This window comes from Streptomyces sp. NPDC058674 (genome assembly GCF_042716505.1).
GTDB lineage: Bacteria > Actinomycetota > Actinomycetes > Streptomycetales > Streptomycetaceae > Streptomyces.
On sequence record NZ_JBHXSC010000046.1, the window covers coordinates 1 to 24,732 of the forward strand.

Here is a 24,732-nt window from a genome sequence, read left to right on the forward strand (position 1 = left end):
TGGTGGGCTCGTATATGTGTATAAGACACAGCTGGGAGACGACTCGGGGCCCCTCCTCCGACGGGGCCCCCTCACGGCCCTGGGCCGGGAGGCCCGCCAGACCGGTCCCGCCGTCGGCCGGACCGGGAGCGGCCGGGATCACCTGGAGGTCCTCGTCGGAGGTCACCACGGGGTGCCAGCCGTGCCGTGCGACGGCCTCGGTCAGGGCCAGCACCATCGCCGGGTCGAACTGCACCCCCGCGCAGCGCTCCAGCTCCGCCAGGGCGGTCGGCACCGGGCGGGCCCGGCTGTAGGAGCGGGTGGAGGTCATCGCGTCGAAGGCGTCGGCCACCGCCACCACCCGGGCCAGTACCGGGATCTGCTCGCCGGTCAGCCCGTAGGGGTAGCCCGAGCCGTCGATCCGCTCGTGGTGGTGCAGGATCGCGGCCCGCGCCTCCCCCAGGAAGCCGATGCCGCGCACCATCTCGTGCCCGTACTCGGGGTGCAGTTCGATGATCCGGCGCTCCTGCGGGGTGAGCGGCCCGTCCTTGCGCAACAGCCGGGTGGGGACGCCGAGTTTGCCGACGTCGTGCAGGATTCCGGCGATGCGGACGACTTCGAGGCGGTCGTCGGCCATGCCCAGCTCACGGGCGATCATCGCGGAGGCCTGGCCGACGCGTTCGCTGTGGCCGCGGGTGTAGCGGTCCTTGATGTCGACGGCCTGCACGAGCGCGCGGATGGTGGCCCGGTGGGCGGCCCGCTCGCGGTGGTACTGGGCGAAGACCCAGCAGGAGATGTACATCGGGAGCAGCACCAGGAGCGCGGCCGGGAGCCCGTACGGGCTGCGCCACATGACGGCCATCATCAGGCCCGCCAGGCCGTGCACGCAGTGCGGGGCCAGGGAGCGGGCGAGCAGTCCGCGCCAGGCCGCGGCGGCCGGGCGGCGTTCCGCGGTGGCCAGGACGCCCCCGTCGAGTGCGGTGAGCACCAGGCAGAAGGCGACGGCGGCGGCCGCGGCGGGGAGCAGCAGGTAGGGGAAGTCGGCCACCCAGCCGGGTGGTACGGGGCCCTGGGGCCCGCTGCCCGGCGGACCGAGGGCGGCCGGACCGCGCAGCAGCCCGTACGCCTGTCCGGCGGCCCAGGACGCCAGTGCCTGCCGGGCGCCGTGCCACACCCTGCGCACCCGGGCGGGGCGCTGGGCGACGGTTCCGGCGAGCCCCCCGGGCAGGGCGACGAGCGCGGCGGCGGACGGCGGCAGCAGGAACACGGCGGCGAGCAGCACGGGGAGGAAGGTCCCGATGCCCTCGGGCACCCGGCGGCCCAGCAGCGGGCAGACCTTGACCAGTTCGCAGCCGAGGTGGAGCAGGGACAGCAGGGCCACGGCCGCCCAGGGCGTCCGGCCGCCGGTGAGGGCCGGGGTGACGCACGCGCCGGCCGCGACGACGGCGCAGAGGATGTACCCGCGCGCCATCGGCGGAAGTACCCGCATGGCGCTCTCCTCCCCTGTGCGGTGCACATCGGGTACCGAATGGAACCGGTACCGAATGGGGAGAATAGGCGGGCCCCGATCGCCGGGGGCGGGAATGCGGCATTGCCCCGGGCGGACACCCCCGGATTAGCACCTTCGAGTGAACGAAGTGCCTTTCCGGGGGCGGTTGTTCACACCGCGGGAGCGGTGGCCGTACCGGCGGACCGGTCGGCGGCGCCGGTCAGCCCGGGGCCGGATCGTCGGCGGTGACGTCGTGGTCCGGCACGGCCTGGCCCGAGCGGATCAGCTCGATCCGGCCCATGACCTTCGACCGCAGGTCGCTGGGCACGTCGTCCGACCCGCAGCAGCGCTTGACCAGCTTCTTCACGGCCTGCTCCAGGCCGTACTTCTCCAGACAGGGGTTGCACTCGCCGAAGTGCGTCTCGAACTTCGTGCAGTCGCTGTCGGGCATTTCGTGGTCGAGGAACTCGTAAAGGTGGTCCAGGACCTCAGAGCACTCCGTCTCGTGCGGCTCTCCGCAACTCATGAGCCCGAGCCTTTCCGGTCGTTCGACTCTGCCGCGCCCGCGGGAACCAGCCCGCGCTCGCGGGCATAGTCCTCCAGCATTCCGCGGAGTTGACGGCGGCCACGGTGCAGCCGCGACATGACCGTACCGATGGGTGTACCCATGATGTCCGCGATCTCCTTGTACGCAAAGCCCTCTACGTCGGCGAGATAGACCGCGATGCGGAATTCCTCCGGAATGGCCTGGAGGGCTTCCTTGACGTCCGAATCGGGCAGGTGGTCCAGCGCCTGCGACTCGGCCGAGCGCAGTCCGGTCGACATGTGCGACTCGGCGCGCGCGAGCTGCCAGTCCTCGATCTCCTCCGCGGCGCTGCGCTGGGGTTCGCGCTGCTTCTTGCGGTAGGAGTTGATGAACGTGTTGGTCAGGATGCGGTAGAGCCAGGCCTTGAGGTTGGTGCCCTCGCGGAACTGGTGGAACGACGCGTATGCCTTCGCGTACGTCTCCTGGACCAGGTCCTCGGCGTCGGCCGGGTTGCGCGTCATGCGCAGCGCGGCCGAGTACATCTGGTCGAGGTAGCCGAGGGCGTCCCGCTCGAAGCGCGCGTTGCGCTCCGGGGTCGTCTCCTCCGCGTGGCCTTCGTCGGTCCCAGCGACAGGACCCACCTCCTCCGACAGCGTGGCGGCTCCGAAAGCGGATCCGCTCGAATCGGAGAATAGTCGACCATCCCGGCCGTCCGCCGCCCGAAGTGAGCCGCGCTTGGGCCCGGGCAGCACCGTCCAGTCCAGGTCAGCGCCCTGCGGACGGTTCTGGCTGATGACCTGGGTCATGCGCTCCCTCTCCTCCGACACGTTTTCCTACGTTCCGACATCCGGGACAACAGAAGGGCCGTACGGCGCATTCCCGGGCGGGCGGCGGCCTTCCGCGGCGCGGGGCCGGTCACCTCCGGGGCGGGCCCCCCGGAGCGCCGGGGCCGGGCCGGGCGGCGAGCCGCTCCAGCCACTCCCCCACGGCGTCCGTGATCACCCCGAGGGACTCCTCCTGGGTGACGGGCGCCCGCTTGGGCACCGCGAAGCCGTGGTCGCCGTCGGGCACCTCGACGAGCTCGTACCCGCCGCCGGCGCCCGGCGCCGGGAACTCCTGCGGGCGCCCGAAAGCGTCCCGGCCGCCTTGGACCACCAGGGTGGGCCGTCCCGCGCCGAGCAGCTCCTCGGCGCGGGACCTCTCCGGCCGTCCCGGCGGGTGCAGCGGGAACGCCAGCGCCAGCACCGCGGCCGCGCCCAGCGGGGCCGCGGTCCGGCAGGCCACCCGCGCACCGGCGCTGCGCCCGCCGGCGACGACCGGCAGGCCCGGCGCCGCCAGCGCCGGCCAGAGCCCGCGCCAGCCCTCGTCCAGCACCCTGGGAGCGGCGGCGACCTTCTTCCCGGCGACCCGCCAGGGCTGCTCGACGAGGGCCACCGTGATCCCGCGGGCGGGCAGGGCCGCGGCCAGCGCCCGGAGGTCGCGGGCCTCGATGCCGCCGCCGGCCCCGTGGCCCAGGGCGAGGACGAGCCGGGCGGAGCGGGCGGTGTGCCACGTGACGCGGGCTTCGCCCGGCGGGGTGTCGACGCTCTCGATACGCGTGGTCATGCGCCGATCATGCCGGGTCAGAAGAGGGTCGCCTCCTCCGGCGCGGCCAGCTCGGCCAACAGCTCCGGCCCGTTGTTCCGTACGTTGCTCACGGCGGTGGCCACCGGGTAGGCCCGCATCAGGCCGCCGGGGGGCGGCGCCAGCAGGCCGCGCAGCTCGTCCGCGTCGGTGCGGGCCGGGTCCAGCCAGGCGTCCCACCGGTCGGGGGGCAGCACGAGCGGCATCCGCGGGTGGATGTCGGCGAGCGAGGCCGGCCCCTCGGCCGGGGCCGCGCCCAGCGGGCCGGTCTCGGCCTCGGTGGTGATCACCGAGCAGGTGGCCCACCAGGCCCGGGGGTGCTCGGCGGGCAGGCCCGGGTCCCGCCAGAACTCGTATATCCCGGCCATCGCGAGGACGGAGCCGTCGGCGGGGAGCACGAAGTACGGCTGCTTGCGCGCCCGCTTCCTGCGCCCCTCGACCTCCAGCTGCCGCTCGTCGTGGGCGGTGACCCACTCGTAGTAGCCGTCGGCCGGGACGATGCAGCGGCGCTGCGCGAAGGCCCGGCGGAAGGACGGCTTCTCGTGCAGGGTCTCCGCCCGGGCGTTGATCATCCGGGCCGCGCCGTCGGGGTCCTCGGCCCAGGAGGGCACGAGCCCCCACGTCAGGACGCGCAGCTGGCGAACCGGACGGGGGTCGGGAGCGTCCTTCACGGGACGGTCGAGGACGACGAGGACCTCTTTGGTCGGCGCCACGTTCCAGTCGGGCGCCGGGGCCTCCTGCGGATCCCACCTCTCGACGCCGAAGGCCTCCGCCAGTTCCCCGGGTCCACGACTCGCCGCATACCGTCCGCACATGGCTGCCACACTGCCATGGCACCCGACCACCACCGCAAGGAGTCCGCCACTTCATGGACAGCAGCACGACGGCCGGCCTGTGGGACCGGCTCACGGGTATACAGGCCCCGCCCGACCGGTGGCTGGTGATCGCGACCGCGCTGGTCGCCCTGGCCGCCGTGGGCCCGCGCCCGCTGTGGCGGCTCTCGCGCAACGCGATCACCATCGCGCACGAGGGCGGGCACGGCCTGCTGGCGCTGCTGACCGGGCGCCGCCTCGACGGGATACGGCTCCACTCCGACACCAGCGGGGTCACCGTCAGCCGGGGGCGGCCGACCGGGCTCGGGATGATCCTCACGGCCGCCGCCGGCTACACGGCCCCCTCGCTGCTCGGGCTCGGCGGGGCCGCACTGCTGTCCGCGCACCGGACGACGCTGCTGCTGTGGGCGGCGACGGCCCTGCTGCTGCTCATGCTGGTGATGATCCGCAACGCGTACGGGGCCCTCACCGTGGTGCTGACCGGCGGGGCCTTCCTGCTGGTGTCCTGGCTGACGCCGGCCGACGTGCAGGCCGTGTTCGCGTACGGGGTGGTGTGGTTCCTGCTGCTCGGCGGGGTCCGGCCGGTCTTCGAGCTCCAGGCCAAGCGGCGCCACGGCGGTGCCCCGGATTCCGACGCGGACCAGCTGGGGCGGCTCACGCACGTCCACCCGGTGGTGTGGCTGATCCTCTTCCACGTGGTCGCCCTCTGCTCGCTCGTCGGCGGCGGGCGCTGGCTTCTCGGCCTCTGAGACGGGACAGCGATCAAGATCTGGTCGCGGGATGAGCCACTAAAGTGGTGGCCATGACCGAGACCCCCGCGCTCCACGCCCTCTGGCCCGCTCCGCTCGCCGACGCGGCCGTCCACGCCACCATCACGGTGCCCGGGTCCAAATCGGTCACCAACCGGGCCCTGGTGCTCGCCTCCCTGGCCTCCGAGCCCGGATGGGTGCGCCGCCCGCTGCGCTCGCGCGACTCCCGGCTGATGGCCGACGCCCTGCGCGCCATGGGCGTGGGCATCGAGGAGACGGTCTCCTCCAGCTCCGCCGGCGAGGGCGAGAGCGGCGAGGCCTGGCGGATCATCCCGGCGGCCCTGCACGGCCCGGCCACCGTCGACGTCGGCAACGCGGGCACGGTCATGCGCTTCCTGCCGCCCGTCGCCACCCTCGCCGCGGGCGACATCCGCTTCGACGGCGACCCGCGCTCCTACGAGCGCCCGCTCGGCCAGGTCATCACCGCGCTGCGCTCCCTGGGCGCCCGCATCGACGACGACGGCCGGGGGGCGCTGCCGCTGACCGTCCAGGGCGGCGGGGCCCTGGAGGGCGGCGTCGTCGAGATCGACGCCAGCAACTCCTCGCAGTTCGTCTCCGCGCTGCTGCTCTCCGCCCCGCGCTTCAACCAGGGCGTCGAGGTGCGGCACGTGGGCACCGCCCTGCCGTCGATGCCGCACATCCGGATGACCGTGGAGATGCTGCGCGCGGCGGGCGCCCAGGTGGACACCCCCGAGGCGGGCGGCGAGAAGGACGTGTGGCGGGTCTCCCCCGGCGCGCTGCTGGGCCGCGACATGGTCGTGGAGCCGGACCTGTCCAACGCCCAGCCCTTCCTGGCGGCCGCCCTCCTCACCGGCGGCACGGTCACCGTCCCTGACTGGCCCCGCCGCACCACCCAGCCCGGCGACGCGCTGCGCCGGATCTTCACCGACATGGGCGGCTCCTGCGAGCTGACCGACGACGGCCTGGTCTTCACCGGCACGGGCAAGATCCACGGCATCGACGTGGACCTGAGCGAGGTCGGCGAGCTCACCCCGGGGATCGCGGCGGTCGCCGCGCTGGCCGACTCCGAGTCGGTGCTGCGCGGGGTGGCCCACCTGCGGCTGCACGAGACGGACCGGCTGGCCGCGCTCACCCGGGAGATCAACGCGCTCGGCGGCGACGTCACCGAGACCGCGGACGGGCTGCACATCCGGCCGCGCCCGCTGCACGGGGGCACCTTCCACACGTACGACGACCACCGGATGGCCACCGCGGGCGCGGTGATCGGCCTGCTGGTCGGGGACGTGCTCGTCGAGAACGTGGCGACGACCGCGAAGACCCTGCCGGACTTCCCGGCGATGTGGGCGGAGATGCTCGCCGGGGGCTCCGGCTCCCCCGGGCCCCGAGCGGGTGCGGGAGCGTAGGGCCGGTCATGCGCAGGTACGGCAAGAACACCGACGAGGACGACATCCGGTCGCGCCCGAACCGCAAGGGCAACCGGCCCCGGACCACCATCCGGCCCAAGCACGAGGACGCGAGCGAGGGCTTCGTCCTCACCGTGGACCGGGGCAGGCTGACCTGCCTGGTCGAGGACCGTACGGTGCACGCGATGAAGGCCCGCGAGCTGGGCCGCAAGGCCGCGGTGGTCGGCGACCGGGTGTGGATCGTCGGCGACCTGTCCGGCAGGAAGGACACCCTGGCCCGGATCGTGCGCATCGAGGAGCGCCGGTCCGTCCTGCGGCGCACCGCCGACGACGACGACCCGTACGAGCGGGTGGTCGTCGCCAATGCCGACCAGCTGGCGATCGTCACGGCGCTGGCCGATCCGGAGCCCAGGCCCCGGATGATCGACCGGTGCCTGGTCGCGGCGTACGACGCCGGGCTGGAGCCCCTGCTGGTGCTCACCAAGTCGGACCTGACCGCGGCGGACAAGATCCTGGAGATCTACTCGACGCTCGGCGTGAACTACGTGGTGACCAACCGCGAGGAGCTGGCAGCGGGCGACGCCGCCGACCGGGTGCGCGAGCGCCTGAACGGCCGGATCACGGCCTTCGTCGGCCACTCGGGCGTCGGGAAGACCACCCTGGTGAACTCGCTGGTCGCCGAGGGCCGCCAGCGCGCCGTCGGCCACGTCAACGCGGTGACCGGCCGCGGCCGGCACACCACCACCTCGGCGCTGGCCCTGCCGCTGCCCTCGGGCGACGGCTGGGTCATCGACACCCCGGGCGTGCGCTCCTTCGGCCTGCACCACGTGGACCCGTCCCGGGTGATCCTGGCCTTCCCCGACCTGGTGGGCGGCACGGATCAGTGCCCGCGAGCCTGCAGCCACGACGAGCCGGACTGCGCGCTCGACACGTGGGTGGAAGACGGCCACGCGGACCAGGCGCGGCTGTATTCCCTGCGGCGGCTGCTGGAGACGCGGGAGCGCCGCGAAGGCGACTGACGCGTGCGACGTTTGGCGACCACCGTGTCTGGTAAATGCATCACCGCACCTAGTGGCGCGCTGGCTCAGGCCCGAATCCGGCCCCGACCGTGTCACGTGACGCGGGGAGGCATGCGACATGGCGTGGCTGCTGGTCGTGGTCGCGGGATTCCTGGAGACCGGTTTCGCGGTCTGCCTCAAGCTGTCCCACGGTTTCACCCGGCTGTGGCCGACCATCGCGTTCGCGTGCTTCGCCCTCGGCAGCTTCGGCCTGCTGACGCTGGCGCTCAAGAAGCTGGACGTGGGCCCGGCGTACGCGGTGTGGACGGGGATCGGCGCCGCCGGGACGGCGATCTACGGCATGGTCTTCCTCGGCGACCTGGTCTCCGCCCTCAAGCTCGTCTCGATCTCGCTGGTGATCCTGGGCGTGATCGGGCTCCAGCTGTCGGGGTCGGCGCACTGATCAGCCGGAGCAGCTCCCCCGCTCCCGGCTCCTGTCCGGGGGCCACCACGTAGGAGAGCGCGAGCCGGACGACGAGCTCGCAGCGCCGGGCGTCCTGCCCCGGGGCCAGCGCCCCGGCCGCCCGGTCGCGCACCGCGCGGGCCAGCTCGCCGGGGCCGGGGGCCCGCCCGGCCGCGGGCAGCTCCGCGTCCCAGGCGCCGGTGAGCAGGGCCCGTACGAGGGGACGGGCGCGGGCCGCCCGTACGGTCCACTCCGCGACGGCGGCCAGCCGCTCGGCGTCCGCGGCCGGAGTCGCCAGGGCCAGGTCCACCCCGTCGAGGTAGTGGTCGGCCGCGCGCCGGACCAGGGCGCGGCCCAGGCCCGCCTTGCCGCCGAACTCGTTGTAGAGGGTCTGCCGGGACACCCCGGCCGCGGCGGCCACCTCGACCATCCGGACGGCGGGCCAGGGGTGGGCCGAGAGCGCCGCTTGGGCCGCGTCGAGCAGGGACTCCCGGGCTGCCGGCATCGTCGACTCCTGCCCACTGGGCCGTCCCGCCGGGCTTTCCCGGCGGACCCTCACCGCCAGAGTTGACGGGGCGCCAGATCCTGTCAAGGCCGCCTCCCGGGCCCGGGGCCGGCCGCGATACTGTTCGGCCATGTCCGAGTATGACGATGACCTGCGCCTTGCCCTCGAACTCGCCGACGCGGCGGACGCCGCCACGATGGAGCGGTTCCGTGCCCTCGACCTGGTGGTGGAGACGAAGCCGGACATGACCCCGGTGAGCGAGGCGGACAAGGCCGCCGAGGAGATCATCCGGGCCGGGATCGCGGCCGCGCGCCCCGACGACGCCGTCCTGGGCGAGGAGTACGGGCTGGACGGCAGCGGCCCCCGCCGCTGGGTCGTGGACCCGATCGACGGGACGAAGAACTACGTGCGCGGGGTCCCCGTGTGGGCCACCCTGATCTCCCTGATGACCGAGGGCGCCGACGGCGTCTTCCGTCCGGTGGTCGGTGTGGTGTCCGCGCCGGCGCTGGGCCGCCGCTGGTGGGCCCGCCGGGGCGGCGGCGCCTTCGCGGGCGGAGCGCTCGGCGCGACGACCGCGCTCGGCGTCTCCAAGGTGGCCGGGCTGGGGGACGCCTCGTTCGGATACTCCTCGCTGGGCGGCTGGGAGGAGCAGGGCCGCCTCGCGGGATTCCTGGACCTGTCGCGGGCGTGCTGGCGCACCCGCGGCTACGGCGACTTCTGGCCGTACATGATGGTCGCCGAGGGCTCGCTGGACCTGTGCGCCGAGCCGGAGTTGAGCCTGTGGGACATGGCGGCCCTGGCGGTCGTGGTCGAGGAGGCGGGCGGCCGCTTCACCGGCCTGGACGGGGTGGAGGGGGTCCACGGCGGGAACGCCGCCGCCTCCAACGGGCTGCTGCACGAGGAGATGCTGGAGCTGTTGCGCCCGCGCGCCTGATCCCCGCTCCGGGCTCCGGCGCGGGGGCTCGCGCCCAACGGGCCCTCCACGCCTCCTTGCTGACCCTCCGAGTCCGTGGGAATCTGAGGATCCACCCGCTTGTGCCTTTGTGAATCGCTTCTCAAGCGCACCCACCCCAAGCGGGCGGACTCACCCCAGGAGGTGGCTCCCTTCATGCTCGTCCGCGACGCAATGAGCACCGTGATCCTTACCCTCGGACCCGCGCACACCCTGCGTCAGGCGGCCTGCCTGATGTCCGGCCGGCGCGTCGGCGCCGCCGTCGTCCTCGACCCCGAGCACAGCGGGATCGGCATCCTGACCGAGCGCGACATCCTCAACTCGATCGGCGCGGGACACGATCCCGACCGCGAGTCCGTGGGCGCGCACACCACCAACAACGTCGTCTTCTGCACTCCGGACGCCACCGTGCAGGAGGCCGCCGAGGCCATGGCCAACGGCGGCTTCCGGCACCTGATCGTGCTGGAGCACGGCGGACCCGTGGGCATCGTCTCCGTACGCGACGTGATCCGCTGCTGGGTCCCGGCCCGGCGCAGCGCCGTGCCCGCGTAGCGCGGGAGGCGCCGCGGTACGCCGACGGGCCGGCTCCCCCGAGGGGGCCGGCCCGTCTTCGCGCAACGGCAGGCGGTGCGTCAGCCGCGGAGGGCCTGGACCGCGGCGTCGAGCCGCTTGCCGAAGTCGCCGTCCGCCTGGCGGAAGTTGTTGACCGCCCGCTCGACGATGTCGTCACGGGAGACCTTGGCGATGAAGCCGGCCAGGTTCTCCACCAGACGGGACTTCTCGTCCTCCGAGTACAGGCGGTAGAGGTTGCCCGCCTGGACGAAGTCGTTGTCCTCGCGGTGGACCGGCGCGGCGTGGTTGCCCGTGCCGCCCGTCAGCGCGACCGGCTGCCACAGCGGGCGGTCCGTCTGGTGGGGGCCGCCGAAGCTGTTCGGCTCGTAGTTCTTCGCCCCCTTGTGGCGGCCGTCGTACAGGTGGCCGTCGCGGGAGTGGGTGCGCGCCTCGGTGGCGTGCGGGCGGTTGACCGGCAGGTGGTCGGCGTTGACGCCGACGCGGTAGCGGTGGGCGTCGCCGTAGCCGAAGAGGCGGCCCTGGAGCATCTTGTCCGGGGACGGGCCGATGCCGGGGACGAAGTGCGCCGGGGAGAAGATCGACTGCTCGACCTCGGCGAAGACGTTCTCCGGGTTGCGGTTGAGCTCCAGCTTGCCGATCTCGATCGGCGGGTAGTCCGCGTGCGGCCACACCTTGGTGAGGTCGAACGGGTTGAAGCGGTACTCGGCCGCCTCGGCCGCCGGCATGATCTGGACCTGCACGGTCCAGGACGGGAAGTCGCCGCGCTCGATGGCCTCGCGCAGGTCGCGCTGGTGCGAGTCGGGGTCCTCGCCGGCGAGCCGGTTGGCCTCGGCCTGGGTGAGGTTCTTGATGCCCTGGTCGGTCTTGAAGTGGTACTTGACCCAGAAGACCTCGCCGGCCTCGTTGTTCCACTGGAACGTGTGCGAGCCGAATCCGTTCATGTGGCGGTAGGACGCCGGGATGCCGCGGTCGCCGAACAGCCAGGTCACCTGGTGGGTGGACTCGGGCGACAGACCCCAGAAGTCCCAGACGTTGTCCGCCTCCTGCGAGCCCGTGTACGGGTCGCGCTTCTGGGTGTGGATGAAGTCCGGGAACTTCACGGCGTCCTTGATGAAGAACACCGGGGTGTTGTTGCCGACGAGGTCGTAGTTGCCCTCCTCGGTGTAGAACTTCAGCGCCCAGCCGCGGGGGTCGCGCACCGCGTCGGCGGAGCCGAGGCTGCCCGCGACGGTGGAGAAGCGCAGGAAGGTCTCGGTCTCCTTGCCGACCTCGGACAGGAACGCGGCCCGGGTCCACTGCGAGACGTCGCGGGTCAGGGTGAAGGTGCCGTAGGCGCCGGCGCCGCGGGCGTGGACCACGCGCTCCGGGATGCGCTCGCGGTTGAAGTGCGCGAGCTTCTCCAGCAGCAGCTGGTCCTGCACCAGTACGGGGCCGCCGACGCCCGCGGTCTCGCTGTTCTGGTTGTCCGCGACCGGGGCTCCGGCCTCCGTGGTGAGCGGTCCCTGCGTCACGTGCGCCTCCTGCGTCATTCCTGCATGTCCTGTCCTCGGCCTGTGCCGTAACCGATCCTACAATGGACTTTGTCTAAGTCAAGCAAGCATCCAATTCCACACCGCTTCGGGACTTACACCCAGTCCCCACGCTGTTAGGCTGACTTCCATGAGTGACCTGCTGGAACGACTTCGCGGCCGCGGCTGGCGCATGACCGCCCAGCGGCGCGTCGTGGCCGAGGTGCTCGACGGTGACCACGTCCACCTGACGGCCGACGAGGTGCACGCGCGCGCCGTGGCGAAACTGCCCGAGATCTCCCGCGCCACCGTCTACAACACCCTGGGCGAGCTCGTCACGCTCGGCGAGGTCCTGGAGGTGTCCACGGACCGCCGCGCCAAGCGGTACGACCCGAACGCCCACCGACCGCACCAGCACCTGGTCTGCGCCCGGTGCGGCGCGATCCGCGACGTCCACCCGGCGGGCAACCCGCTGGCCGACCTGCCGGACACCGAGCGCTTCGGCTTCGTGGTGTCGGCGGTCGAGGTGACGTACCGCGGCGTCTGCCCGAACTGCGCGGGCGCCTGACCCGCGGCGGCACCCGACGGAGGGCCCGGAGCGATGCGCTCCGGGCCCTTCCCCGTCGGACCGGGCCGCCTGGTTCGCGGTCGCCAACGCGGCCGGAAACGACTCGAGGCCCGGATCCATGGGATCCGGGCCTCGGGCCTTCAGTAGCGGGGACAGGATTTGAACCTGCGACCTCTGGGTTATGAGCCCAGCGAGCTACCGAGCTGCTCCACCCCGCGTCGGTAAACCTCACTGTACGGGGGCGCGGACGGCAGATGCAAATCGGTTAACGGGCCGGACCTGCGGCGGAGCGGCCCGGCCCGGCGGCGGGTCAGGCCGAGAGCTCCTCGGCCAGCGCCTCCCGCAGGCGGGCCGCCCGCTCCGAGACCTCGGCCGGGCCGAGCTCCATGGCGCGGACGCACCACTTCTGGCCCTCGGCGAGGTCGCCGTGGCGCGCCGCCAGCAGGCCCAGCCGCAGCGCGGCCCGGCCGTGCCCCGCGACCGCCGCGCGGGTCCACCACAGGGCCGCCTCGGGCTCGTCGCCCTCGCGCGCCAGCAGCAGGCCGAGGTTGAACGCCCCGTTGCGGGAGCCCGCCTCGGCCGCCTCCCGGTACCACCGCGCGGCGACCGCCAGATCACCGCGGGCGGCGGCCAGCATGCCGACCCGCACCTGGGCCCGGCGGTGCCCCAGCTCCGCGGCCCGCTCGTACCACTCCTCGCTCTCGGTCCGCTCGGCCGCGCCCGCCGACTCGCCCAGCGCCACCGGCTCCGGCGGCGGGGCCAGCGACTCCAGCAGGGAGGCCAGCCGGAAGGCCGCCTCCGCGCTCCCGCCGCCCGCGGCGCACCGCAGGTGGCGCTCGGCGGCCCGCTCCTCGCCGTCGCGCACCAGCGCGATGCCGACCTGGAGCGCCGCGTCGGTGTGCCCCGCGGACGCGGCCCGCTCGTACCACTTCAGCGCCGTGCGGTCCTCGTCCCGGCTGGCGAAGAGGATGCCGAGGTTGAAGGCGGCGTCCACGCTCCCCGCCTCGGCGGCCTTGGAGAACCACGGCTCGGCGCCTTCCGCGTCCCCGCCCTGCAACAGCAGGATGGCCAGCGCGTTGGCCGCCTCCCGGTGGCCGGCGTAGGCCGCACGCCGGTACCACTGCTCGGCCTGCGCGGTCCGCTCCTGCGCGGCGCACAGCAGAGCGAGGTTGTACGCCCCGTTCTGGTCGCCCGCGTCCATGGCGGACCGGTACCAGCGCTCCGCCGTCTGGGTCTCCCCGCGGGCGGCGTGCAGCGCGCCCAGGGCGTTGGCGGCGTTGCCGTCGCCGTCCTGGGCGGCCCGGTGCCACCACGCGGCCGCGCTGTCCTCGTCCCCGGCGTCGCGCAGCAGGAAGCCGAGCGCGCACGCCGCGCGGGCCTCCCCCTGCTTGGCCGAGGTCAGGTACCAGCGTCCGGCCTCCTTGAGCTCACCGCGGGCCTCCAGCAGCGCCCCCAGGTGCAGTGCGGCGCGACGGTGTCCGCGCGCGGCGGCCTGCCGGTACCACTGCTCGGCCTCGGCGGGGTCGCCCTTGCGCAGGTGCCGGGCGAGCCGGTAGGCGGCCTCGCGGTGCCCCTGCTCGGCGGCGGCCCGGAACCAGCGCTCCACGCCCCGGTCCCCGCGGTGCTCCAGCAGGTCGGCCAGGCCGTACGCGCCCAGGGCGTGGCCGGATTCCGCCGCCTGGCGCAGCCAGTACTCGGCGGCGGGCTCGTCCCCGCGCTCGCGGAAGTGGCGGCCGAGGGCGTGCGCGGCCGGCGCGGAGCCGGCCACGGCGGCCACCCGCCACCAGCCGGCGGCCTCGTCCGGGTAGCCGCGCTGGTGCAGCAGCACTCCGAGGTTGTTGGCGGCGGCGCGGTCCCCTTCCGCGGTGGCACCGCGCAGGTAGGGCTCGGCGGCGTCCAGGTCGCCCCGGCGCAGCAGGAGGGCGCCGAGCACGCTCATGGCGCCGGGGTCGCCCTTGTCGGCGGCCACCCGGTGCCTGGCTTCGAGCTCGGCGTCGCTCGCCGTGTCGGTCTCGGCGAACATCTCCTCCGCGAAATCCGCATCGGTCGGGGCGGTCTGCGCGTTGACAGCGGGAGCCGTCACGCCGGCTCCCGTACCCGGCTCGGCCTCCGCTCTCACAAACCGCCCTGTCTCCAGCAGAGTTGACCTCTCCCCCATAAATCCCATCGTCGCACCACCTGCTACCCGCGCACACCTGGTATGTCGCAGCCCGTGAGGTCACTACAGCGTTTTGTCGACATGCCCACAGATAGCCAAGTCAAACACGGTCCGCCCCCAACTCACCCGTCTCAGCTACCCGCGTGTCCGCCCCCGTCGGCCCTGTCTGCTCGTCAGCACCGTCGGCCCCGGGCACGACGAAGGCCCGGATCCCATGGATCCGGGCCTTCGTCTTCAGTAGCGGGGACAGGATTTGAACCTGCGACCTCTGGGTTATGAGCCCAGCGAGCTACCGAGCTGCTCCACCCCGCGTCGGTGAAACCACAGTATCACGGGCGCGGGACGGCTCCGTACCGACGGTCCGGCCGGGCGGGATGCCGCCCGGCCGGACCGTCCGGGTCAGCCTCCCGGCTGCGGTGCGGCCTGCTTCGCCTCGGCGTCGATCGCCCGCTTCAGCGCCGCCTTGATCTCCTCCTGGGCCTTGCCGAAGGCCGCCCAGTCACCCGCCGTCCGCGCCTTCTCGGCGTCCTCGATGGCCTTCTGGGCGTCGCCCAGCGCCGCCTTGACCGTCGGGTTCTGGGTGGTGGGCGGCGTGGTGGTGCCCTCGCCCGGGGGCTGCGTCGTCGGCGGGACGGGCGTGGTCGGCGCCTCGGCCCCGAACACCACGTTCAGCGCCTTCTCCAGGGTGTCCTCGAAGGCCGTCTGGCCGCCGTAGGTCACCAGTACCTTGCGCAGCAGCGGGTACTTCAGCCCCGAACTGCGCACGTACACCGGCTCGACGTAGAGCATTCCCCCGTCGAGCGGGACCGTGAGCAGGTTCCCGTACTCGACCTCCGAGTCGCCGCCGCGCAGCAGGCGGATGGACTCGGCGATCTTCGGTTCGGACTGGAACTTGCTCTGGACCTGCTTGGGCCCGTCGACCGGCTTGCTGGTCGGCAGCTTCAGCACGCTGATCTTGCCGTAGTCCGGTGTGCCCGGATCGGCGTTGACCGCCATGAAGGCGCTCAGGTTGTCCCGCTCGTTGGGCGTGAAGGTCGTCGTGAGCGAGAAGACCTGGTCCTTCTCCTTCTGGCCCGGCATCTTCATCGACAGGTAGTACGGCGGGACCGCCGTACCGGCCTTGGTGGTCGGGTCGTCCGGGACGGCCCAGGCCTCACTGCCGCTGAGGAAGGTCTGCGGGTCGGTGACGTGGTAGCGGGTCAGCAGCTCGCGCTGGACCTTGAAGAGGTCCTGGGGGTAGCGCAGGTGGTCCATGAGCGGCTTGGAGATCTCGCTCTTGGGCTTCACCGTCCCCGGGAACGCCTTCATCCAGGTCTTCAGCACCGGGTCCTTGGTGTCCCACTGGTACAGGTCGACCGTGCCGTCGTACGCGTCGACGGTGGCCTTCACCGAGTTGCGGATGTAGTTGACCTGGTTCTCCTGCGCCACCACCGCGCGCTGGCTGTTGGTCAGCGAGTCCGCGGTGCTCTGGCCCAGCGTGGTCCGCGAGGCGTAGGGGTAGCCGTTGGTCGTCGTGTAGGCGTCGACGATCCACTTGACCTTGCCGTCGACGACCGCCGGGTACGGGGCGCCGTCGATGGTCAGCCAGGGGGCGACGGCCTCGACGCGCTCCTTGGGCGTGCGGTTGTACAGGATGCGCGAGCCGTCGCCGATGGCCCCGGAGTAGAGGATCTGCGGCTCGCTGAAGCTGAGCGCGTACGCCGCCCGGTTGATCGGGTTGTCGAGGCTGACTCCGGAGTTGCCCTTGTAGCTGGTCTCCTTCTCACCCTTGTCGTCCGAGTAGTCGAGCTCCTTCTGCGGCCCGCCGACGATCGAGTACTGCCTCGTCTGCTCGCCGTAGTAGATGCGCTGCTCGAAGTCCGTGCCGAACATGCCCTTGGAGGGCAGGTCGGACTGGGTGAAGTCGGGGGCGCCCTGGTCACCGACGGTGGTGCCCTTGGCCGCGACCACGCCGTAGCCGTGCGTGTACTTGAAGTGGTCGTTGATCCAGTTGTTCTTCGGGATGCCGCCGATGTTCAGCTCGCGCAGACCGATGACCGTGTCCTGGCCGCTGTAGCGGTCCACGGCGAGCGTGGACGGGAAGGCGTAGTAGCCCTTGACCTGCTGGAGCTGCTGAAACGCCGGCGAGACGATGTTCGGGTCGAGCAGGCGCACGCTGGCGGTCGTGTCGGCCGCCTGGCGCAGCTCGGCCTTGTCCGTCCCCGCGGCCGGGACGCCCGCGTAGTCCTTCACCTCGGAGTCGGCGATGCCGTAGGCGTCGCGCGTCGCCTTGATGTTCTTCTGGACGTACGGGGACTCCTTGGCCTGCTCGTTCGGCTGGACCTGGAACTTCTGCACGATCGCCGGGTAGAGCCCGCCGATCAGGATCGCCGAGAGGACCATCAGGCCGAAGCCGATCACCGGCAGCTGCCAGGTGCGGCGCCACAGCGTCGCGAAGAACAGCACGGCGCAGATCGCGGCGATGGCGACGAGGATCGTCTTCGCCGGCAGGTACGCGTTCGCGTCGACGTAGCGCAGACCGGTCCAGTTGTCGGCCGCCTTGAAGTCGCTGGACTTCACGGCGAGGCCGTACCGGTCGAGCCAGTACGCGACCGCCTTCAGCGAGACGAAGAGGCCGAGCAGCACCGACAGGTGCCCGGTCGCCGCGCCGGTGGCCCGCGCTCCGGGGCTGGTCACGCGCAGTCCGCCGTACAGGTAGTGCACGACGACGGCGGCGATCACCGACAGCACGACGGCGGCGAAGCCGAAGCCGAGCATGAAGCGGTACCAGGGCAGGTTGAAGGTGTAGAAGGAGACGTCCAGATTGAACTGGGTGTCCTTCTGGCCGAAGGGCACGCCGTTCACGAACATCAGCCAGGTCTTCCACTGGCCCGCCGCCGAGGCGCCCGCGATCAGGCCGACGAGCACGGAGATGCCCAGGAGCAGCCACTTCTTGTACGGGGCGACGCTCATCCGGTAGCGGTCGAGGCTCTGCTGCTCCATCGACATCGCGCTGAGCGGGGGCCGCAGCCGGTGGGCCAGCCAGATGTTGAACCCGACGGCGCCGGCCATCAGCAGGCCGAAGACGGCGAACAGGCCGATCTTGGTCCACAGCGTGGTGGTGAAGACCGTCGAGTACTTCACGGAACGGAACCAGAGCCAGTCCGTCCAGAACCCGGCGAACATGATGAAGAGCATCGCCAGGACGGCCAGTACGCCCAGGGTCATGAGGAGAGTGCGGGCTCGCCGGGACGGGCGGCCGACTCTCATCCGTGGCCCCGAAGGGCCTCCGCCGCGGTCCGGCATCTGGAAAGCCAAGGTGCGCACCTCGAAAGTCGCTGTCTGGTAATGAACGGGCCCCCGATCGTAGAGCCCACTCATGCAACTTACTGAGGCTTTGGTCAGTTCCCGGTATCGGGTGGAAAGGAGGCAGGATGTTGTCCATGTCCAACCTTTCGCCTTCCCCCGGCACTCCCATGGCGGCCAGCCCGCTCACCCGTGCCTGCCTCGAGATCGACGAGTACGCGGCCGGCCTCGGCTGGGACAAGCCGGCCCGGCTGTTCGCACTGGTCGACACCGGCCGGCTCAAGAAGCAGGAGCCGCGCCTCGCGAGCCAGCTCGGTCTCGACCAGGACGACGCCGGCAAGTCCTCCCTCACCCCGATCGAGCAGGACGAGGTCCCGGCCGGGACTCCGCTCGACACGTTCCTGGGCACCATCGCCTGGCCCGACGCGGTCGTCGGCTGCGCGCTCACGGTGGAGCGGCTGATGCTGCCGCCCTCCGCGGAGTCCGCCGTTCCGGAGGGGCTGAACGACAAGCAGCTGTCCCGGTGGGTCGCCGGGCACCCGGAGCGGCAGGAGGTCCGCCTCACCGTGGCGGTGCTGCGCGACGGCTCGCGCGAGTCGGCCGTGCGGCTGCGGGAGAAGGACTCCTCGACCGAGGTCCTCACCGGCGGGGGCCTGGTGCCCGGCCTGGCCGAGGCGCTGGCCGCGACCTTCTCGTAGCGGGCGGGCGCCCGCGGGGCCGGGGCGGACCGGTCAGGGCTTGGGGCCGCACTGCGGCAGCCCGGCCGTGTCCCCCTTGCCGATCTTCTTCAGGGCGGCCGTGGCGTCGCCGATGGTGGAGACCTTCACGAGCGTGAGCCCGTCGGGCACGTCGTGGGCCGCGACGGCGCAGTTCTCGGCGGGCGTCAGGAAGTACCGGGCTCCGGCCTGGCGCGCGCCGATGGTCTTCATCTGGATGCCGCCGATCGGCCCGACCCTGCCCGCGTCGTCGATGGTGCCGGTGCCGGCGATGAACTTCCCGCCGGTGAGGTCCTCGGGTGTCAGCTTGTCCACGATGCCGAGGGCGAACATCAGCCCGGCGCTCGGGCCGCCGACGTCGCTGAGCTTGATGTCGATCGAGAACGGGAAGCTGTGGTCGGTGCCGGCCCGGATGCCGACGATCGCGTGGCCGTCGCCCTCCGCCTTGCCCGTGGTGATCGTGACCTTCGTGGAGCCGGCGGGCTCGCGGTTGGCCTTCGCCGCCTCGGCCGCCTCGGCGGCGGGCACGAGGGTGAACTCGACCGGTTCGCCGGGCTTGTGCCGGGTGACGAGCTTGGCCACGTCGCCCGGTTCCGTGACCGGGGTGCCGTCGACGGCCTTGATCACGTCGCCGGCGTGCAGCTTGCCCTCGGAGGGGCTGGCCTTGACCACCGAGGAGACGATCACGCGGGCGGTGACCGGGATGCCGAGCTCCTTCAGCGCGGCCACCTTGGCGCTCTGCTGCGACTGCGTGAACTCCTCGGCGTTCTCCTGCGTCGACTGCTCGTCCGTCTTGCCGTCGGGGTAGAGGTTCTCGTGCGGCACGACGATGTTGTCGCCGGCCAGCCACCCGTACACGGCTTCCAGCAGATTCATGTTGTAGTCGGCGCTCGTGACGCGGACCGTCGTCATGTTGAGGTGCCCGCTGGTCGGGTACGTCTTGCGCCCCGAGATGCTCAGGACCGGCTCGCCGCGCGCGTCGCCCAGCGTGTTCACCGTCGGGCCCGGGCTCATCTCCGAGTACGGCACCTTCAGGAAGACGCCTGCGCAGAGCAGCGCGAACAGCACGAGGGTGGAGGCGAGCATCGTCGCGGTGCGGCGTGGCATGGATCCGACAGTACGGGACGGGCCTGTCGGGCAGCCCCCGGGGCCGGGCCGCAGGGGGCCGCGGCAGCGAACTCTCAGGGGATTCTCAGGGGCGCTCAGACGGCGTCCGAGCCGGAGCGCGCCTCTGCCTTCACCGGGACCCGGTCGGCTTTGCCCATGGCTTCACGGAATCTCGCGTAACCCGCGAGTTCGGATATGTCGCCCTGGGTGCGGTCGCGTGCCGCCCAGCTGCCCCATATCGCCGCACCGATCGCGGCGAACAGCGGAATCAGCAACCACGCCAGTGACGCCATGGGCGTGCCTCCTTATCCCGGAATGCTTGTCGTTGGTGGCTTCAACGCTCATGCCCGGAGAGGGGTTACGCAAATCGAGGGCGTGTTGCGCGGCCGAACGGGTGCGAGGCTACCCCCATACGGGTACGGCTCCGCCACGGGGGGTTTGGACCGGCGCCGCACCGGTCCGGCGCCGGCTCCCGGGCCCGGGTCAGCAGGCGCCGACCCACTCCTCCGTGCCGTCCGCGAACGTCTGGTGCTTCCAGATCGGGACCTCGTGCTTGAGGTCGTCGATCAGCATGCGGCAGGCCTCGAAGGCCTCGCCGCGGTGCGGGCAGGACACGGCGACGACGACGGCGAGGTCGCCGACGGCGAGGTCGCCCACGCGGTGCACGGCGGCCAGGGCGCGGACCGGGTACTTCGCCACGACGCGTGCGGCCACGCGGCGCATCTCGGCCTCGGCGGTCGGATGGCAGGAGTAGCCGAGCGAGTCGACGTCCGCTCCGCCGTCGTGGTTGCGCACCGTGCCGACGAAGAGCGTCGTACCGCCCGTCTCGTCGTCGCCGACGGCCCGGAAGACCTCGTCGATCGAGAGGGGGGTGTCACGGATCTCGAGCAGGCGGATCGGGTCCGGTGCGGCCTGCTCGCCGGGGTGGTCGAAGTGCGGTGCCATGCCTCCCATCGTGCCTCAGCGGCCGACGCGGCGGTATAGCCGATTCGCCCGGGGCCCGCCTCCCGCCTTGGGAGCCTCCTACAGGAATCCCCTGGTGGCGGCGGTGTCCGCCCCGGGCCGCGGGGCGGACGCGGGCAGCCGCGGTTACGTCAGATCCCGCGCCGCTTGCGGGCGCGGCGGACCGCCGCCGCGGCGCCCAGCAGGGCCACCGTCGCGCCCGCCGCCCCGGCGGCCGTCGCGGCGTCCTTGCGGCCCAGGCGGCGCCCGACGACGGTGTGCCGGCCCGCGACCTCCTGGAGGAGCTCCGCCAGCACCTCCTCGTTGGACCAGCGCGGCCGCCAGCCCGCCGCGTGCAGCTTGCTGACGCTGACCACCCACGGGTGCATCGTGTACGCCAGGTCGCCCGCCGGGGAGGGGGTCAGGCCGATCCGGTGCAGCCGGGCCGCCGCGCCCAGCGCGACCGCGGAGGGGAGCTCCATGCGGCGGATGCCGCTGAGTTCCTCGACCTCCTCCTGCTCCAGCCAGCCTTCGCAGCCGACCGCCAGCTCGCCCTCGACCTTCTCCAGGGCGGCGTACTCCAGGGCGCTGACCAGGTCCTCGACGTGACAGAACTGCCAGGTGGGCCGGGAGCCGGCCACCACGAGCAGGCGGGGGGACTCGAAGTAGCGGGTCAGCGCGGTGTCCGTGCCGCCGACCAGGACCGCCGGGCGGACCACGGTGACGTTGAGCCCGGGGTGGGCGCGCGGGGCCCGGCGGCCGAGGCGCTCGATCTCCAGCAGGTCTCCGACGCCGGTGGCCTCGGCGGTGGCGCGCAGCTCGGAGTCCTCCGAGAGCGGGATGTCGTTGTCGGGCAGGGCGCCGTAGACCATGGCGGAGGTGCAGAGCACCACCCGGTGCACGCCGGCCGCGGCGGCGGCCGTCAGCACGGTCTGGGTTCCGCGCACGTTGTACGCGGTGCGGGCCGCCGGGTCCGTCTCCAGGTCGAGGTCCAGGGCGAGGTGGACGACGACGTCCGCGCCCCGCAGCTTCTCGGCGATGGCCGGGTCGCGCACGTCCAGCACGTGCCACAGCGCGTCCGCGCAGTCCCCGCGCCGTTCGTCGATCGCGACGACCTGCTTCACCTCCTCGGAGGCCGCCAGGCGGCTCACCAGGGCCGCGCCGACCCCGGAGGCGGCGCCGGTGACGGCGATCACGGGGCTGTGCCGCACGTGTCCTGCCGGGTTTCGCGGCCGGCGAACGTCATGGGCGTCCGCGCCGTGCTCGGGGTGGTCTTCGGCGTCGTCGGCTGCGTGAACCTGTCGATCTGGGGAACTCACCGGGCGTCTCCAGCGGTTGTCTTCAGTGGGGGCGCGCCGTGACGCGTACCCACCAGGTGATGTCCCATCCTGCCGCAGCCCAGGAGTCGGCGGAGCACCGAGCCCGTAAGCGGGGCGGGGTGTCTACGCTGGGTGGTGTTGTCGGACCATTGCCCGTCGGCTCCCGCCGGCGGCCCTACGAGCCGAGGAAACCCGTGAGCGACACCCCATTCGGATTCGGCCTTCCGCCGGAGGAGCCGGACGACGGCGACGAGGGCAGGAAGAAGGGCGATCAGGGCGGCCAGGGCGGCCCGGCGAATCCGTTCGGGTTCCCCGGCATGGGCCTGCCGGGCGGCGCCGGCGGCCCGGGCGGGGCGGACAATCCGTTCGCCGCGATGTTCGGCGCGATGAACCCGAACGACCTGGGCGCGGCCTTCCAGCAGCTCGGGCAGATGCTCAGCTACGACGGCGGTCCCGTGAACTGGGACATGGCCAAGGACATCGCGCGCCAGACCGTCGCCCAGGGCACCGCGGACGGCGTGAAGGACGCGAGCGTCGGCGTCGCCGAGAAGTCGGCGGTCGAGGAGGCCGTGCGCCTGGCGGACATCTGGCTGGACGGCGTGACCTCGCTGCCCTCGGGCGCGAACACGGCCGTGGCCTGGAGCCGCGCCGAGTGGGTCGAGGCGACCCTCCCGGTGTGGAAGGAGCTCGTGGACCCGGTCGCCGAGCGCGTCGGCGCGGCCATGGGCGGCGTCCTGCCCGAGGAGATGCAGGCCATGGCGGGCCCGCTGCTCGGCATGATGCGATCCATGGGCGGGGCCATGTTCGGCCAGCAGATCGGCCAGGCCGTGGGCACGCTCGCGGGCGAGGTCGTCGGCTCGACCGACATCGGTCTGCCGCTGGGCCCGGCGGGCAGGGCCGCGCTGCTGCCGCTGAACATCGAGGGCTTCGGCAAGGACCTCGGCGTGCCCTCGGACGAGGTGCGGCTGTACCTGGCGCTGCGCGAGGCGGCCCACGCCCGGCTGTTCGCCCACGTGCCGTGGCTGCGCTCGCACCTGTTCGGCGCGGTCGAGGGCTACGCCCGCGGCATCAAGGTCGACACCTCGAAGCTGGAGGAGGTGGTCGGCCAGCTCGACCCCTCCAACCCGGAGCAGCTGCAGGAAGCGCTGGCGGGCGGCATGTTCCAGCCCCAGGACACCCCCGAGCAGAAGGCCGCCCTGGCCCGCCTGGAGACCGCGCTCGCGCTCGTCGAGGGCTGGGTCGACGCGGTGGTCCACGAGGCCGCGAAGCCCCGGCTGACCTCGGCGGACGCCATGCGCGAGACCATGCGCCGGCGGCGCGCCTCGGGCGGCCCGGCGGAGCAGACCTTCGCGACGCTGATCGGCCTGGAGCTGCGCCCGCGCCGGCTGCGGGACGCCTCGCGGCTGTGGGCCTCGCTCACGGACGCGCGGGGCGTCGACGGCCGGGACGGCCTGTGGGAGCACCCGGACATGCTGCCGACCGCCTCCGACCTGGACGACCCGGACGGCTTCGTCCACCGCGAGCAGCTCGACTTCTCCGAGATCGACAAGATGCTCGGCGAGGCCGCCGAGAAGCGCGGCGGGGGCGGGGGCAAGGGTGAGGAGGAGCCCGGCCGGGGCGACGGCGAGGGCGAAGAGAAGAAGTGAGCCTGCACGAAGACGCGGTCCTCGTACTGGAGCGGTACGAGGACCAGCCCGACCTGCGCGACCTCTACCTGGAGCACCTGGCGGCCCATCCGGACGCGCTCTACAAGCCCTGCACGGCCGGCCACCTCACCGGCAGCGCGCTGGTGATCGACCCGGAGCGCGGGCGGGTGCTGCTCACCCTGCACAGGAAGCTGGGCAAGTGGCTCCAGATGGGCGGCCACTGCGAGCCCGGTGACACCTCGCTGGCCGCCGCGGCGCTGCGCGAGGCCGTCGAGGAGTCGGGGATCGCCGCCGGACTGACCCTGCTGTCCGGCGGCCCGGTGCGCCTGGACCGGCACCCGATCCCGGCGCCGTGCAACTGGCACCTGGACGTGCAGTACGCGGCGCTGGCCCCGGCCGACGCCGTGGCGGAGATCAGCGAGGAGTCGCTCGACCTGCGCTGGTTCCCGTACGAGGAGGTGGCGGCGGTCGCCGACACCTCGGTGGTCCTGCTGCTGGAGGCGGTCCTGGCGCGGCTCGACGGCTCCGGCCGCTGACCCGGGGCACGGCGAGGGGGCGGTGCCGCGGTGCGGGACCGCCCCTTCGACGTGCCCTGACGGCTAGTTCCAGGCGTTGTTCTGGTTCTGCGCGTGCGCGCCCTGCTGGCCCATGCCGAACTGGGCGGCTGCGCCCTGTCCGAGCTGGGCGTTCTGCGGCGGCAGCACCTCGCTGGGCTGCACCAGCGCGAAGCCGGTGCCGAGGAAGCTGAGCTCCCAGCCCTCGCCGGTGTTGCCCCGGCGGCGCCACACTCCGGCGGAGTGGGTCTGGGCCTGCATCTGGACCCGCAGCGAGGTGGACCAGGCGACGATGGCGTCCGCGTCGGCGTTGACGTACTTGTCGGGCGTGACCTGCATCATCAGCGGCTGGCCGGAGGTCATCAGGGCGACCTTGCCCCGGCCGCTGATGTTGAGCTGGTACTTGCCCGAGCCGGAGATCCCGTACTGGCTGTCCACCGCGATGGCCTCGGTGTGCAGGGTGGAGTCGAGGGCGAGGACGTAGCTGCTGTCGACGGTGAGGCCCTCCTGCTCCACGTCCACGACGTGCACGTACTGGGCCAGGTTGGCGAGGTAGACCGTGCCCTGCCCGGAGCAGCGCATGAGGTCGAGGCCCTCACCGGTGCGGGCGCGCGCGCGCCGCTGGGTGGTGCTCTGGTACTCGCCGTCGAAGTCGATGATGCCCTGGTAGGCCACCATCGCGCCTTTGCGGGCGAGCACGTCGTCGGTGCCGGTCAGCGAGACCCGCAGCAGCTGCGGGTTCTGGACCGCGTACCGCTCCTGGGACTGCGCCTCGGTGTGGGCGAAAAGTGCGCTCTGCATGATGTGTCCGCTCC

The 24,732-nt window shown here is 72.7% G+C and carries 24 protein-coding genes and 2 tRNA genes; 10 read left to right on the forward strand and 16 right to left on the reverse strand.

The window, feature by feature from the left end:
• From ACFWU6_RS22530 to ACFWU6_RS22550, 5 genes are all read right to left on the reverse strand, one after another.
• The coding region (locus ACFWU6_RS22530) for an HD-GYP domain-containing protein (RefSeq protein ID WP_383982739.1) at nt 1-1,468 on the reverse strand (1,468 nt) is incomplete at its 3' end.
• Nucleotides 1,469-1,688: 220 nt separating this feature from the next.
• Entirely contained in the window at nt 1,689-1,994 is a 306-nt protein-coding gene (gene rsrA / locus ACFWU6_RS22535; protein ID WP_383797909.1) for a mycothiol system anti-sigma-R factor, read from the reverse strand.
• On the reverse strand, nt 1,991-2,635 hold the full coding sequence (locus ACFWU6_RS22540) for a sigma-70 family RNA polymerase sigma factor (protein ID WP_383798219.1): 645 nt from the start codon (nt 2,633-2,635) through the stop codon (nt 1,991-1,993). Before ACFWU6_RS22540 ends, rsrA begins: the two co-directional genes overlap by 4 nt.
• Before the next feature lie 274 nt (nt 2,636-2,909).
• Nucleotides 2,910-3,599, reverse strand: coding sequence for an alpha/beta family hydrolase (locus ACFWU6_RS22545; RefSeq protein ID WP_383982742.1), 690 nt, complete (start codon nt 3,597-3,599; stop codon nt 2,910-2,912).
• A 17-nt stretch (nt 3,600-3,616) separates the two neighbouring features.
• The gene (locus ACFWU6_RS22550) at nt 3,617-4,432 is read right to left on the reverse strand and encodes an SOS response-associated peptidase (protein WP_383982744.1); all 816 of its coding nucleotides are present in this window, start codon (nt 4,430-4,432) and stop codon (nt 3,617-3,619) included.
• 53 nt (nt 4,433-4,485) lie between these two features.
• On the opposite strand from ACFWU6_RS22550, the gene ACFWU6_RS22555 reads away from it, so the two are divergent.
• From ACFWU6_RS22555 to ACFWU6_RS22570, 4 genes are all read left to right on the forward strand, one after another.
• Nucleotides 4,486-5,199, forward strand: coding sequence for a M50 family metallopeptidase (locus tag ACFWU6_RS22555; protein WP_383797915.1), 714 nt, complete (start codon nt 4,486-4,488; stop codon nt 5,197-5,199).
• 53 nt (nt 5,200-5,252) lie between these two features.
• On the forward strand, nt 5,253-6,623 hold the full coding sequence (gene aroA / locus ACFWU6_RS22560) for a 3-phosphoshikimate 1-carboxyvinyltransferase (protein ID WP_383797917.1): 1,371 nt from the start codon (nt 5,253-5,255) through the stop codon (nt 6,621-6,623).
• A gap of 8 nt (nt 6,624-6,631) precedes the next feature.
• On the forward strand, nt 6,632-7,642 hold the full coding sequence (gene rsgA, locus ACFWU6_RS22565; RefSeq protein WP_383982746.1) for a ribosome small subunit-dependent GTPase A: 1,011 nt from the start codon (nt 6,632-6,634) through the stop codon (nt 7,640-7,642).
• 118 nt (nt 7,643-7,760) lie between these two features.
• Nucleotides 7,761-8,084 (forward strand): DMT family transporter, encoded by a 324-nt coding sequence (locus tag ACFWU6_RS22570; protein WP_383797921.1) that lies wholly within the window; start codon nt 7,761-7,763, stop codon nt 8,082-8,084.
• Here the strand turns inward: ACFWU6_RS22570 and ACFWU6_RS22575 are convergent.
• Nucleotides 8,014-8,589, reverse strand: coding sequence for a TetR/AcrR family transcriptional regulator (locus ACFWU6_RS22575; RefSeq protein WP_383797923.1), 576 nt, complete (start codon nt 8,587-8,589; stop codon nt 8,014-8,016). The two genes, ACFWU6_RS22570 and ACFWU6_RS22575, sit on opposite strands and share 71 nt — an antisense overlap.
• Before the next feature lie 130 nt (nt 8,590-8,719).
• On the opposite strand from ACFWU6_RS22575, the gene hisN reads away from it, so the two are divergent.
• Nucleotides 8,720-9,523, forward strand: a complete 804-nt coding sequence (hisN, locus tag ACFWU6_RS22580; RefSeq protein ID WP_383797925.1) for a histidinol-phosphatase — start codon at nt 8,720-8,722, stop codon at nt 9,521-9,523.
• Nucleotides 9,524-9,697: 174 nt separating this feature from the next.
• Nucleotides 9,698-10,093, forward strand: a complete 396-nt coding sequence (locus ACFWU6_RS22585; RefSeq protein ID WP_383797927.1) for a cyclic nucleotide-binding/CBS domain-containing protein — start codon at nt 9,698-9,700, stop codon at nt 10,091-10,093.
• Between the two features lie 80 nt (nt 10,094-10,173).
• On the opposite strand, the gene ACFWU6_RS22590 is transcribed toward ACFWU6_RS22585, so the two are convergent.
• Nucleotides 10,174-11,643, reverse strand: a complete 1,470-nt coding sequence (locus tag ACFWU6_RS22590) for a catalase (protein WP_383797929.1) — start codon at nt 11,641-11,643, stop codon at nt 10,174-10,176.
• A 130-nt stretch (nt 11,644-11,773) separates the two neighbouring features.
• On the opposite strand from ACFWU6_RS22590, the gene ACFWU6_RS22595 reads away from it, so the two are divergent.
• Nucleotides 11,774-12,190: a Fur family transcriptional regulator gene (locus ACFWU6_RS22595; protein ID WP_383797931.1), complete on the forward strand. Its 417-nt coding sequence runs from the start codon at nt 11,774-11,776 to the stop codon at nt 12,188-12,190.
• Nucleotides 12,191-12,334: 144 nt separating this feature from the next.
• On the opposite strand, the gene ACFWU6_RS22600 is transcribed toward ACFWU6_RS22595, so the two are convergent.
• From ACFWU6_RS22600 to ACFWU6_RS22615, 4 genes are all read right to left on the reverse strand, one after another.
• Nucleotides 12,335-12,408: transfer RNA gene (locus ACFWU6_RS22600), tRNA-Met, on the reverse strand.
• A gap of 92 nt (nt 12,409-12,500) precedes the next feature.
• Nucleotides 12,501-14,357, reverse strand: a complete 1,857-nt coding sequence (locus ACFWU6_RS22605) for a tetratricopeptide repeat protein (protein ID WP_383982748.1) — start codon at nt 14,355-14,357, stop codon at nt 12,501-12,503.
• 229 nt (nt 14,358-14,586) lie between these two features.
• A tRNA-Met gene (locus ACFWU6_RS22610) sits at nt 14,587-14,660 on the reverse strand.
• Between the two features lie 87 nt (nt 14,661-14,747).
• The gene (locus ACFWU6_RS22615; RefSeq protein WP_383798222.1) at nt 14,748-17,633 is read right to left on the reverse strand and encodes a UPF0182 family protein; all 2,886 of its coding nucleotides are present in this window, start codon (nt 17,631-17,633) and stop codon (nt 14,748-14,750) included.
• Between the two features lie 128 nt (nt 17,634-17,761).
• On the opposite strand from ACFWU6_RS22615, the gene ACFWU6_RS22620 reads away from it, so the two are divergent.
• The gene (locus ACFWU6_RS22620) at nt 17,762-18,331 is read left to right on the forward strand and encodes a PPA1309 family protein (RefSeq protein ID WP_383797935.1); all 570 of its coding nucleotides are present in this window, start codon (nt 17,762-17,764) and stop codon (nt 18,329-18,331) included.
• Between the two features lie 33 nt (nt 18,332-18,364).
• Here the strand turns inward: ACFWU6_RS22620 and ACFWU6_RS22625 are convergent, their stop codons facing one another.
• From ACFWU6_RS22625 to ACFWU6_RS22640, 4 genes are all read right to left on the reverse strand, one after another.
• The gene (locus ACFWU6_RS22625; protein WP_383982750.1) at nt 18,365-19,456 is read right to left on the reverse strand and encodes a PDZ domain-containing protein; all 1,092 of its coding nucleotides are present in this window, start codon (nt 19,454-19,456) and stop codon (nt 18,365-18,367) included.
• Nucleotides 19,457-19,551: 95 nt separating this feature from the next.
• On the reverse strand, nt 19,552-19,749 hold the full coding sequence (locus ACFWU6_RS22630; protein WP_383797939.1) for a hypothetical protein: 198 nt from the start codon (nt 19,747-19,749) through the stop codon (nt 19,552-19,554).
• Between the two features lie 190 nt (nt 19,750-19,939).
• Nucleotides 19,940-20,401 (reverse strand): molybdenum cofactor biosynthesis protein MoaE, encoded by a 462-nt coding sequence (locus ACFWU6_RS22635; protein ID WP_383797941.1) that lies wholly within the window; start codon nt 20,399-20,401, stop codon nt 19,940-19,942.
• A 149-nt stretch (nt 20,402-20,550) separates the two neighbouring features.
• On the reverse strand, nt 20,551-21,609 hold the full coding sequence (locus tag ACFWU6_RS22640; protein WP_383797943.1) for an SDR family oxidoreductase: 1,059 nt from the start codon (nt 21,607-21,609) through the stop codon (nt 20,551-20,553).
• Nucleotides 21,610-21,911: 302 nt separating this feature from the next.
• On the opposite strand from ACFWU6_RS22640, the gene ACFWU6_RS22645 reads away from it, so the two are divergent.
• Nucleotides 21,912-23,363 carry a zinc-dependent metalloprotease gene (locus ACFWU6_RS22645; protein ID WP_383982752.1) on the forward strand — a complete coding sequence of 484 codons (1,452 nt, stop codon included), beginning with the start codon at nt 21,912-21,914 and terminating at the stop codon, nt 23,361-23,363.
• The gene (locus tag ACFWU6_RS22650) at nt 23,360-23,899 is read left to right on the forward strand and encodes an NUDIX hydrolase (protein ID WP_383797946.1); all 540 of its coding nucleotides are present in this window, start codon (nt 23,360-23,362) and stop codon (nt 23,897-23,899) included. Before ACFWU6_RS22645 ends, ACFWU6_RS22650 begins: the two co-directional genes overlap by 4 nt.
• 63 nt (nt 23,900-23,962) lie before the next feature.
• Here ACFWU6_RS22650 and ACFWU6_RS22655 read toward each other — a convergent pair whose 3' ends face one another.
• Nucleotides 23,963-24,718, reverse strand: coding sequence for an AIM24 family protein (locus ACFWU6_RS22655; RefSeq protein ID WP_383797948.1), 756 nt, complete (start codon nt 24,716-24,718; stop codon nt 23,963-23,965).
• Nucleotides 24,719-24,732: the final 14 nt, after the last annotated feature.

Bases quoted from the DNA above. Each gene is read 5' to 3' on its own strand.
- rsrA (WP_383797909.1), bottom strand. From the start codon at position 1,994: ATGAGTTGCGGAGAGCCGCACGAGACGGAGTGCTCTGAGGTCCTGGAC.
- ACFWU6_RS22545 (WP_383982742.1), bottom strand. From the start codon at position 3,599: ATGACCACGCGTATCGAGAGCGTCGACACCCCGCCGGGCGAAGCCCGC.
- ACFWU6_RS22550 (WP_383982744.1), bottom strand. From the start codon at position 4,432: ATGTGCGGACGGTATGCGGCGAGTCGTGGACCCGGGGAACTGGCGGAG.
- ACFWU6_RS22555 (WP_383797915.1), top strand. From the start codon at position 4,486: ATGGACAGCAGCACGACGGCCGGCCTGTGGGACCGGCTCACGGGTATA.
- aroA (WP_383797917.1), top strand. From the start codon at position 5,253: ATGACCGAGACCCCCGCGCTCCACGCCCTCTGGCCCGCTCCGCTCGCC.
- rsgA (WP_383982746.1), top strand. From the start codon at position 6,632: ATGCGCAGGTACGGCAAGAACACCGACGAGGACGACATCCGGTCGCGC.
- ACFWU6_RS22570 (WP_383797921.1), top strand. From the start codon at position 7,761: ATGGCGTGGCTGCTGGTCGTGGTCGCGGGATTCCTGGAGACCGGTTTC.
- ACFWU6_RS22575 (WP_383797923.1), bottom strand. From the start codon at position 8,589: ATGCCGGCAGCCCGGGAGTCCCTGCTCGACGCGGCCCAAGCGGCGCTC.
- hisN (WP_383797925.1), top strand. From the start codon at position 8,720: ATGTCCGAGTATGACGATGACCTGCGCCTTGCCCTCGAACTCGCCGAC.
- ACFWU6_RS22585 (WP_383797927.1), top strand. From the start codon at position 9,698: ATGCTCGTCCGCGACGCAATGAGCACCGTGATCCTTACCCTCGGACCC.
- ACFWU6_RS22590 (WP_383797929.1), bottom strand. From the start codon at position 11,643: ATGACGCAGGAGGCGCACGTGACGCAGGGACCGCTCACCACGGAGGCC.
- ACFWU6_RS22595 (WP_383797931.1), top strand. From the start codon at position 11,774: ATGAGTGACCTGCTGGAACGACTTCGCGGCCGCGGCTGGCGCATGACC.
- ACFWU6_RS22605 (WP_383982748.1), bottom strand. From the start codon at position 14,357: ATGGGATTTATGGGGGAGAGGTCAACTCTGCTGGAGACAGGGCGGTTT.
- ACFWU6_RS22615 (WP_383798222.1), bottom strand. From the start codon at position 17,633: ATGCCGGACCGCGGCGGAGGCCCTTCGGGGCCACGGATGAGAGTCGGC.
- ACFWU6_RS22620 (WP_383797935.1), top strand. From the start codon at position 17,762: ATGTTGTCCATGTCCAACCTTTCGCCTTCCCCCGGCACTCCCATGGCG.
- ACFWU6_RS22625 (WP_383982750.1), bottom strand. From the start codon at position 19,456: ATGCCACGCCGCACCGCGACGATGCTCGCCTCCACCCTCGTGCTGTTC.
- ACFWU6_RS22630 (WP_383797939.1), bottom strand. From the start codon at position 19,749: ATGGCGTCACTGGCGTGGTTGCTGATTCCGCTGTTCGCCGCGATCGGT.
- ACFWU6_RS22635 (WP_383797941.1), bottom strand. From the start codon at position 20,401: ATGGCACCGCACTTCGACCACCCCGGCGAGCAGGCCGCACCGGACCCG.
- ACFWU6_RS22655 (WP_383797948.1), bottom strand. From the start codon at position 24,718: ATGCAGAGCGCACTTTTCGCCCACACCGAGGCGCAGTCCCAGGAGCGG.